General features: G+C 55.7%; 5 protein-coding genes. 3 read left to right on the top strand and 2 right to left on the bottom strand.

Annotated elements, in window-relative coordinates:
- Positions 1-253: 253 nt before the first annotated feature.
- The 3 genes from AX760_RS24885 to AX760_RS24895 all read left to right on the top strand — a co-directional run bounded on the left by AX760_RS24885 (position 254) and on the right by AX760_RS24895 (position 6,606).
- Positions 254-1,594 (top strand): nucleotide sugar dehydrogenase, encoded by a 1,341-nt coding sequence (locus AX760_RS24885; protein ID WP_071835713.1) that lies wholly within the window; start codon positions 254-256, stop codon positions 1,592-1,594.
- A 102-nt stretch (positions 1,595-1,696) separates the two neighbouring features.
- Positions 1,697-3,265, top strand: a complete 1,569-nt coding sequence (locus AX760_RS24890; RefSeq protein WP_071835714.1) for a mannose-1-phosphate guanylyltransferase — start codon at positions 1,697-1,699, stop codon at positions 3,263-3,265.
- A gap of 62 nt (positions 3,266-3,327) precedes the next feature.
- Positions 3,328-6,606, top strand: a complete 3,279-nt coding sequence (locus tag AX760_RS24895; RefSeq protein WP_071835715.1) for an Ig-like domain-containing protein — start codon at positions 3,328-3,330, stop codon at positions 6,604-6,606.
- Positions 6,607-6,718: 112 nt separating this feature from the next.
- On the opposite strand, the gene AX760_RS28020 is transcribed toward AX760_RS24895, so the two are convergent.
- Positions 6,719-8,233, bottom strand: coding sequence for a polysaccharide lyase family 7 protein (locus tag AX760_RS28020; RefSeq protein WP_175552134.1), 1,515 nt, complete (start codon positions 8,231-8,233; stop codon positions 6,719-6,721).
- Between the two features lie 709 nt (positions 8,234-8,942).
- Positions 8,943-9,672: MurR/RpiR family transcriptional regulator (locus AX760_RS24915; RefSeq protein WP_071835718.1), on the bottom strand; the 730-nt coding region annotated here is incomplete at its 5' end.

Genomic DNA, 9,672 nt, shown 5'->3' on the forward strand with positions numbered 1-9,672 from the left:
AAAATATGTATCTCTGCCAAACTTTATGCGATTTAAATTTATTATCGATTGTTAATTCCTGATTGTAGCAGAAAAAATCTTACATTTTAGCATTATTTTTCGGCTTGAAATTAGATTTCCCTTTCTGGCGACACATTAGGCGTTCGCAGATACTTTCAAAAAGTCTGAATATTTGGTGTTGTCGGAGTCGTGGATGCGGGGCAATCCGCAGGCATCACTCCTATTTGTAAGGGCGAAAGTCCAAGGAGAAACTATGACCAGAATGGAACGATACGTTAGTGCAATGGGGCTGCATATCAGCGTTTTTGGCGCCGGTTATGTTGGGTGTGTATCAGCAGCATGTCTCAGCAATGATGGGTTCCGCGTCGTTGCAGTCGATCCAGACCGTTTCAAAGTCGCGCGGCTTGCGATGGGTGAAGCTCCGATCGTGGAACCCTACCTCGATGAGTATCTGCATAAGGCCCATTTGAATGAAATGCTCAGCGCTACCATGTCTGCGGACGAAGCGATCGCGACAACCAACGTTTCCCTGTGCTGCGTCGGCACGCCGAGCCTCAGCGATGGAACCTTGAACACCGATTACGTCAAACAGGTCGCAACCGATATTGGCAGGGCTCTGCGCATCAAGGACGAGTTCCATGTCGTCGTGATGCGCTCCACCATTCTGCCGGGCACCATGGAAGACATCGTTATCCCTGCGCTGGAACAGGCTTCTGGCAAAACCGCAGGGGTCGATTTCGGGGTCGCCTACTATCCCGAGTTCCTTCGCGAAAGTTCTGCAATTGCCGACTATTACAAACCAGGCGCAATCGTATTCGGACAATTTGCGGATGACACGCGATCGATTGACGTCCTCAAGTCGATGGTCGCCCATATAGGCGTTGTGCCACATGTCATCCCGATGCGCAGCGCTGAGATCGTCAAGTATGTCAACAATTGTTGGCATGCGGTCAAGATCAGCTTCGCCAATGAGATTGGCAACCTGTGCAAGGCGAAGGATATCGACAGCCATATTGTCATGGATGTCGTGTGCGCCGACACGCGACTGAACGTCTCCAGGGCCTATATGAAACCCGGTTTCGCCTATGGTGGCTCGTGTCTGCCAAAGGACCTGCGCGCCATGTCGGCGCTTGGTCGGAAAATGGACGTCCCAACACCGATGCTTGATGGCGTGCGTGCGGCAAATCTCGTCCAGATCGACAGAGCCAAGCGGTTGATAAGTGGCACAAACAAGAACCGCATCGGCTTTATTGGCATAACCTTCAAGACTGACACAGATGACATGCGTGAAAGCCCTATGCTGTCGTTGGTCGAAAGTTTCATTGGCAGCGGCAAGGAAATCACCATCTACGATCCGAATGTCGTGACGGAAGAAGGCGGAGGCCGCAATTACTTGCACCATATCGCACCTCGGGTAAGGGCGTCGTTTTCTGACGTAATCGAAAACTCGGATGTCGTCGTCGTTGGTCACAAATATGCGGGACTTTCGGGTGCACTCGAAAAGGCAATCCAACCCCTCGTCGTTGTCGATCTCGCCCGGGTCGAGGTTCCAAACAAGTCAGGCAGTCTGACCTATCACGGACTGTGCTGGTAACGGAACGTATGGCGGGAGGATCGCCGGATTGCACTTCGCATCCAACGATCCTCCTGTTCAAATTGTTGCAGTGCAAGCCAACAATCGAGGCGGGGGTCACGGATGAAACTGGGCTTTGAAGAACATCGAATCATACCGGCGATCATGATCGGTGGCTCGGGGACCAGGCTTTGGCCCTTGTCCCGCGTCAACAAGCCCAAGCAGTTTCTTTGTTTGGACAGCGCACAATCGTCCAGCTTCTTCCAGCAGGCGCTCGAGCGATTTTTGACGCCGCAATATGGTCTGCCGTGGTTGATGAGTGCTAGCGAGACGCTCATTCACGCCGAGGAACAAGTCCGGCAGGGAGAATTCAGCGTCGGTGGCCTGATCGTCGAGCCAAGCATGCAGGGAACCGCGGCGGCGATTGCAGCGCTCACCGTCGCCATCTCAAAGATGGATCCGGCCGGTCTCAACGCCATTTTGCTGGTAGCTCCATCTGATCACCTGATCAAGGATCCAAGCCAGTTCAGTGCACAGGTCGCGCGGGCGATTCCGCTTGCACTTGAGCAGGATCGGATCGTGACCTTCGGCATTACGCCCGAACATCCGGAAACCGGGTTTGGCTATATCCGGCCCGGAGATCCTATCCTGAGCGACGGCGTCGCTTGCGGCTATGCAATCCGTCAGGGCGACTTTCTTGAAAAGCCATCTCTCGAAAATGCAAAGCGCTATGTCAAGGACGGCTATTGTTGGAACGCCGGGATTTTCATGTTTCGCGCAGGCGTAATGATGCAAGAACTGGCGCGACATGCACCTAGGACATTGCTGGCGGCACAAAATGCCATTGAGCTGGCACGCGTTACCAATCATCGTTCCTATCCCAGTATCTGGCTTGACGAGACTAGCTTTCGCACTGCGCCTTCGGATGTGCCGATCGATACAGCGGTGATGGAGCGCACAACATGTGGTGCTGTTGTACCCTGTACCGGAATTGGATGGTCCGACATTGGCTCACTTTCGTCGCTCTATGAGGCGACTGCGTCGAAGGATGCGTACGGCAATGCTCTTTCTGGACCAGTCATCGCACTGGAGACGACAAACACACTCGTGTTCGCGCGCAACGATCGAAAGGTCGTGCTGATCGGGTTGGACAACATGATCGTCGTCGATGACGATGATGCACTTCTGATTGCTCCGATGGATGAGGCGCAGAAGGTCAAGGACGCTGTCGGACACCTCAAGCGACACAAGCAACCGGAAACCCACGCAACGAAGACACAGTTGTTTGCCTGGGGGCGTGTGGCACTTGTCACCCGGTTGGGACAAATCGTGGTCTTCACGTTTTCGCTGCTGCCTGGCATGTCGATCGCACTCCGTGCACCGGCCACAAGCTGGGAAAACTGGGTCGTCACTGCGGGCGAGATTGCCGTGGTCCAGAACGGATCGGTGCACGATATGGCGCCTTCGGACAGTCTTTTCCCCGAGCGCGACCAGATCGCATCGCTGCACAATCATTCCCCCGCTTCCGCCGCGATCATGGTCGTTCGCCATTATGACGCGGCAGGAATGACTCCTGTGACCGCAGCAGATCTCCTGGAACTGGTGTCCTACGAAGAGCCGCAGCAAAACGTGAATTTCGTACCAATGTCAGTGACTGCGATGCGCGAAGACGAAAATTATCTTACCAACTGAGAAAACCACCTCCGGTTGGCACATTCGAAAAAACTGTAAAAGGTTCCCGCCGGAGGCGACCCATGGCTGACGTTCAATTCTATGTATTCCTCGGTCAATCAAATGCCGACAACATGTTCAATCAATACGGAGACTCAGACTCCGGCGCATCCGTTCTGGCTGAGGCAATGTCTGATTATTCGGCGTCAGATTCGACAGTCAACTCTTCAACGCTGAAGACATTGGTTCAGAATACCGGCACCACGTCTAAATTCGCGACCGCCGACAATGTCGTCGTCCAGGATCTGGCCAAAGGCGCCAGCGGCGTCGATGGCAATGCGCAAGGCGCTCCAAGCGCCGATTTTCTCTGGTGGTATCCTGACACCAATTCCCCCGGCAACCTTGCGCTCGATGCGATCCAAGGCATGAATGCAACCATTGCCGCGCTGAAGGCTGCGGGCCATACGGTCGAGGTGGTCGTGGTTTGGGCGCAGGGTGAAGCCGATGCCAAACGCATCCAGGATGGAACCTCCGACGCGGCAACCTATAAGGAAGCGACACTCGAAGTTCTCGACTATATTCGCGCGCATACCGATCCATCAGCACCGGTCTACATCCAAGAGGTCGCCACGACCGCCTATACTGGCTCGGATGCACGCTGGAACGGTGGCCAGGATATCGTTCGCGAGGCACAACGTGAGATCGCCGCGTCGCGCGACGACATTTTCATTGGAGCCCTGACCGAGGATTTACCGCTCAAAGACCAGGTGCATATCGACAATGAATCCTACGAGATTGTCGGCCAGCGACTTGCTGACTATATCGCATACACGAAAGGCCTGACAGATATTCTCGTCGGCCCCCGACCCTCGCCGGATCCGGATGAAGTGCCCGAGCCCGGCGATACGGCACCAGTGGCCATCTCCGACCTGGGACCGACTGTCAGCGAAAACGACACGGGCATCAGCCCCACCCAAAATGTCTTAACGAATGACAGTGATATCGACGGCGATACATTAACGGTTACCCAGGTCGCAGCGCTCTCCAAAGTGACGACCATACAAGCCGGAAAGACGGCAGTTGAGGGACTTTACGGAACGCTCCACATCGATGCGAATGGCGAATACTATTACAAGGTCGACGCAACCCGAGCCGCCACCAATTCAATAGCTGGCGGACAGTCCGCGATGGACACGTTCGCCTACCGCGTGTCTGACGGCCATGGGGGGTCGGCTGTCGCAACCGTCAGCATCAAGGTCGATGGCGTCAACGACGCCCCGACGGCGATTGCCGATAATGCGATTGCAAAGGTGGGGACGCTGACGACGGGCAGTGTTACAAGCAACGATATAGATCCCGACGCAGGTTCCAGCATCAGCGTCATCAGCGCGTCCTTCAACGGCGCGACGAAGGCAGTCACAACATCAGGAACCAGTTTTACCGGCAGCTTTGGCACCTTCCTGCTGAAAAGCGACGGCACATGGATCTATCAACCTGACACCTCCAACCCCCAGGTTTCCGACTTGACCGGGGCTGCCTTCCTAACGGAAACATTCGCCTATACCATTACCGACAATTTCGGCGCGCAGTCGCAGTCAACACTCAATATCACCCTGCGAGATGGCAGTGGTGGGGGCGTGCTTGTGCCGACCATACTCGGCACCGCCAACGCGGACACGCTGCGCGGTACGATCGGTGTCGACGTGATCGACGGTGCCGGCGGCAACGACACGATCAAGGGGCTCGATGGCGCAGACACGCTGGTTGGCGGAGCCGGGAACGACTATCTGGAAGGAAACGAAGGCAACGACCGGTTGATTGGCGGTCAAGGTGTTGACACTTTGAAGGGCGGCGCCGGGGCAGATACATTTGTCTTCAGCGCGCTGGATGACGGCATCGACATTATTCAAGATTTCCGCACCGATGATTTTATCGACCTTGCCGCTCTGTTCGGCTTCTCTGGCGGGACCACCGCGGCCAGCGCATTTGCCGGCGGTTTCTTCAAAGTCACTCAATCCGGGGCTGATGCCTTGCTGCAGGCGGATGTAGACGGCGCGGACGGTCCTTCCGGCTTCGTTACTTTGGCAACCCTGCTCGCGACCATGGCGACGAACGTGAAGGCCACACAGTTTATCGTCAGTGGCCAAGCCATGCCAAACGGAGGCCCGACCGCAATCGGCGAAGCTGTCTCGGTTTCAGAGAATGGCCCTGGCAATACCGTGTCCGGCAATCTGCTGACAAACGACACCGATCCCGATAGCGACACTCTGACAGTTTCTCACGTTACAATTGGCAGTACGACCTTTGCCGTTGGGGCGCAGCAGACCTTGCAGACCGCCCATGGGACGCTGACGATCGCGGCGAACGGAAACTACACCTATGCGCCCTCGACATCCGATCCAGTGGTGAATGCGTTGTATTTCGATAGCCTGACGGAGACCCTGAAATACACAGTCTCTGACGGCCGCGGTGGAACCGCACTGACGCCTCTCGTGGTCACGATCGAAGGCTCCAACGACGCGCCTGTGGCTGTCAATGACACGGCACAGCTTCTTGCGACCGCGAATTCCATGGGAAATCTGCTGGAGAACGACAAGGATCCGGATGCTGGTGACTTCATTGCGATCGCCAGAATCACCAAGGGTTCAGTTCATGTTTCTGTTACAAGTTCGGACACGACAATAACGGGTGATCACGGCGTATTGCATGTCAGCCCGGACGGCACCTATTCCTATATTCCTGATCCAAACGACCAGGCGCTCAAGAACCTCACCTCAAGCCAAACCTTAACGGACAGCTTTTCCTACATTCTCCGCGATGAGACAGGATTGGAGTCGACGGCATACCTGGTGCTAACCATCAAGGGTGTCGGGAGTACACCGGTGCCTCTCTATGGGACACCCACGATCTCGGGGTCGGACAACGCTGAAACTCTGTTCGGCCTTGCCGGAAACGACATCATCGATGGCAAGGGCGGAAACGACATCATCAAGGGCAAGCTTGGAAATGACATCCTGGTCGGCAACCTCGGCAATGATACCATGGAGGGCAACGAAGGAAGCGACGTGCTCTATGGAGGAGCGGGAGATGACCGTGTGAAGGGTGGCGCTGACGCCGACAGCTTCTGGTTCGGTACCGTGCATGGATCGGACACGGTTGACCAGTTGCGTGCCGATGACACGCTGGTGTTCTCATCCGACCTGTTTGCCAGCAAGGCAGATCTTCTCGCGCGCGTCACAGTCATCGCCGCCAACGAGTTGATGTTGACAACGATCAATGGTCAATCCATCCACTTCCTTGACACCACCCTCAGCGATCTGCAGCGCAGCGGTTTTGCGATCAATGAAGGTCTGCTCGGATGAAAGAGTAAGGAAAAACCTCAGACGCTATGTTGGCGCGACGGCCTGCTCATGCCAGCGATCTGATAGACCGGCCGGACGAGCGTTGGGTTCGCGGCGGGGCAGAAAAACGGTCTCAGATCACGAAAAAATCCTGATATGACAGCTTCAGGTTGGCTTGCAGTGATGCAATCTGCGTGGCGCCGCCCGAATGGTTTCCATTGTAATCGTAGAACAGTTTTCCGGTATCGATCTCATAGACGATAGACTGCCCGGGTGTCGTCGCCTTGCCAGCCAAATTGGCGACAAAGGCCGACTGTGCCAGGGCGCCGACGGCCAGACTTGAAAAATCGGATGCATCAAGAGCGATCCGATCGGACAAGATGTCAAAGTCCGTAATCCTGTCGACATTGCCAATGCCGGCCGGTTTGTCGAAGAGAAAGACATCCTTTCCCAGCCCGCCGGTTAGAGTATCGCGGCCGGTCCCGCCAGCCAAAACGTCATTGCCCAAGCCACCTGAAAGCACATCATTGCCGCCATAACCGCGCAAAATGTTGTTGCTGCCGTTGCCAACCAGTGTGTTGGCTAGAACGTTACCCGTGGCATTGATCGCGCCACCATTGCCCGCCAGAGTCATATTCTCGACGTTTGCTCCCAGCGTGAAAGACACCGAAGCAATGATGAAGTCGAGCCCCTGGGAGAAGCCTTCTGAAACAATATCTGCGGAGTTATCGACTACATATTTGTCATTGCCAGAGCCGCCGATGAGGATATCCGCGCCGACGCCACCGTCCAGACGATCAGCACCCGCTCCGCCTTTTAGTGTATCCTTGCCCGCTCCGCCAAACAGGGCGTCATTGCCTGCCAGACCGGTCAGAAGGTCGTTGCCCGCTCCGCCAATCAACTTCGGCAAACTTACTAGCCCATCCAGACCGGCACCGACCTTGTGTCCAAAATCGAGCCCAAGAAACGCCACCTCGCCCCTGCCCGAGCCATTGTCGTCATTGACGCCCAGATATGCTCCGGCCTTGAAGTAGAAGACATCCTTTTTCCACACATCGTTGATCTTCGACGTGGATGTGTACTCTTCTCCATCGGCAAAAATCGTGACCGTCAATTTACTGCCATGGGCATCAATCTTGTAAGAGAATGCTTCTCCAAGCGAAATCAATGGCTGTTTGCCGGCTGCGTTCTCGAAAATGAACTTCGTTTCTTTGTTGTCCTTGCCTGCCTGATCGTTCATGAAATAAACGCGCCCGCCCTGATAATAGAGCCGAATAAGCTCGTCGTCTGAGCCGTGAATTTGACCGACGACAATTCTGCCCGGCGTACCGTCCTCAAATTTGGGGACCGCATGAACCTTGAGCGTGGCGGTCATCGTACCACCCTGATCCAGTTGCCACGCGGCTTTCTTGTCTCCATTCATTTCGCGCAACTCGGAGCGAGCATAACTGGAGCCGGATGTGGTGGCGCCGTCGGCCAACGCGCTAAAAATCAAATGCCCAGATGTCGTGAAATAGAAATAGTCACTTGCAACGAGCTTGCTGAAGTTTGTTACCTCCATCGCCTTGCCGTTGAAACCACCCTTGCTGTCCACGGGAAGCGTCAGCTTCCACTGCGTCAGGTCGATATTGCTATTGGGATTTATCATCTCATGCTCCATTATTGAGCGCGTACCCATTCATGAATAGATGCTAAATTAAGGCCAAGGTTTTAACTCAGGCTTAATTTTTCGCCGAATCAGGTATGCAGGCTGCCCACTCAACCCCCCGTACCAGTTGGGCACTACATGAGGATTGCGGAATATTTTAGATCGCTTACTTAAGCCGTGCGGCTTGACCCGTTTTGGCACAGCCGCTGCGTCTTCAGCATTTAAAACACCACCAAAAGCGTAAGCAGCCACTTGGACGGAACGATGCCAGAATTGCCGCAGCAGCTGGACACGATTTGCGCCATCTCGGCGCGAGACCTTCCGTCAAGGGCTGGAGCCGCTCGCCAAAGACGTTTGAGGGAGCAGACACGTATTCTGGAGAAGCAGCGCTTGACACCGACCACCTCCCTCACGCTGTGCTCGACGTCTTCGATATTGAGCCGCTTCACAACGTCTCTCCTTTCTGCTCGCATCCCAAGGTGACAGTGCTTCTCCACACCGACCGGTCGCGACACGGCTGCGGCGATTGTTGCCGCTAACATCCGAGCCTGCTGCCGCGACGGTATAGTGCCAGAAACGATCAGTACGGCGCGGGGCTACCAAGCGTTCGGTCGAGGGCAGCCGCAGCTGCCACGCAGTCACAGACACATTGCCAAAGGCCCTCGGCGCGCCGCATCCGCTAAGCGAAAATCGCTCCCGCCCTTTTACATCAATCGCCCAGGAGTTGCCGGTCGTCGCCGTCGCGGTTGCGCACCAGCTCCTCTTTGATGCTGCGGAGCGCCTTGAACGCCTTGTTGCGATCGGCGTAAGCCACCATGTTGGCGAGAATATCGACTGCGGCAAGATAGGCATACCGGGTCGATGTCGGCCGAAAGATGTTTTTGCCTTCTGGCATTTCGATAGCGATGACCAGATCGGCCGCGTTCGCCACCGGCGAACCACCCTGGGTCATGATGACGGTTGGGATTTCGCGCTGGCGCAAGATCTCCAGGCAGTGGACGAGGCCCATGTCCCGTCCGGTAAAGGACGAACCGAAGACAACCGTACCGGGTTCGGCTGCCGCCGAGATCATCAGGTTCATGTTGTGGTCGTTGGAAGCACTTATCCGGCAGCCGAGACGGAAGAGGCGATTGTGCAATTCATTGACGATCATGGCGGAATTACCGCTGGCGCCAAAAGCCTGAATGAACGCCGCGCCGCGCAGCAGCTGCGCCGCTTTATCGATGGCGGCCAGGTCAAGCTGGTGATGAAGCTCGAAAAGCGCATTCTGGGCCTTCGACACGATATCGTGGGCGACCTCTTCTGCCGTCGCGGTCGGCGCTTCGGGTTTCAGGTAGCGCAGGCCGACATAGGCAAGTTTGGCAAGCTGCACCTTGAAGTCGGAAAAGCCCTGGCAACCGAGCCGACGGCAGAAGCGGGTCACGGTCGGAGGAGAGACA

It is taken from the genome of Pararhizobium antarcticum (assembly GCF_001885585.1).
GTDB classification, from domain to species: Bacteria; Pseudomonadota; Alphaproteobacteria; order Rhizobiales; family Rhizobiaceae; genus Pararhizobium; species Pararhizobium antarcticum.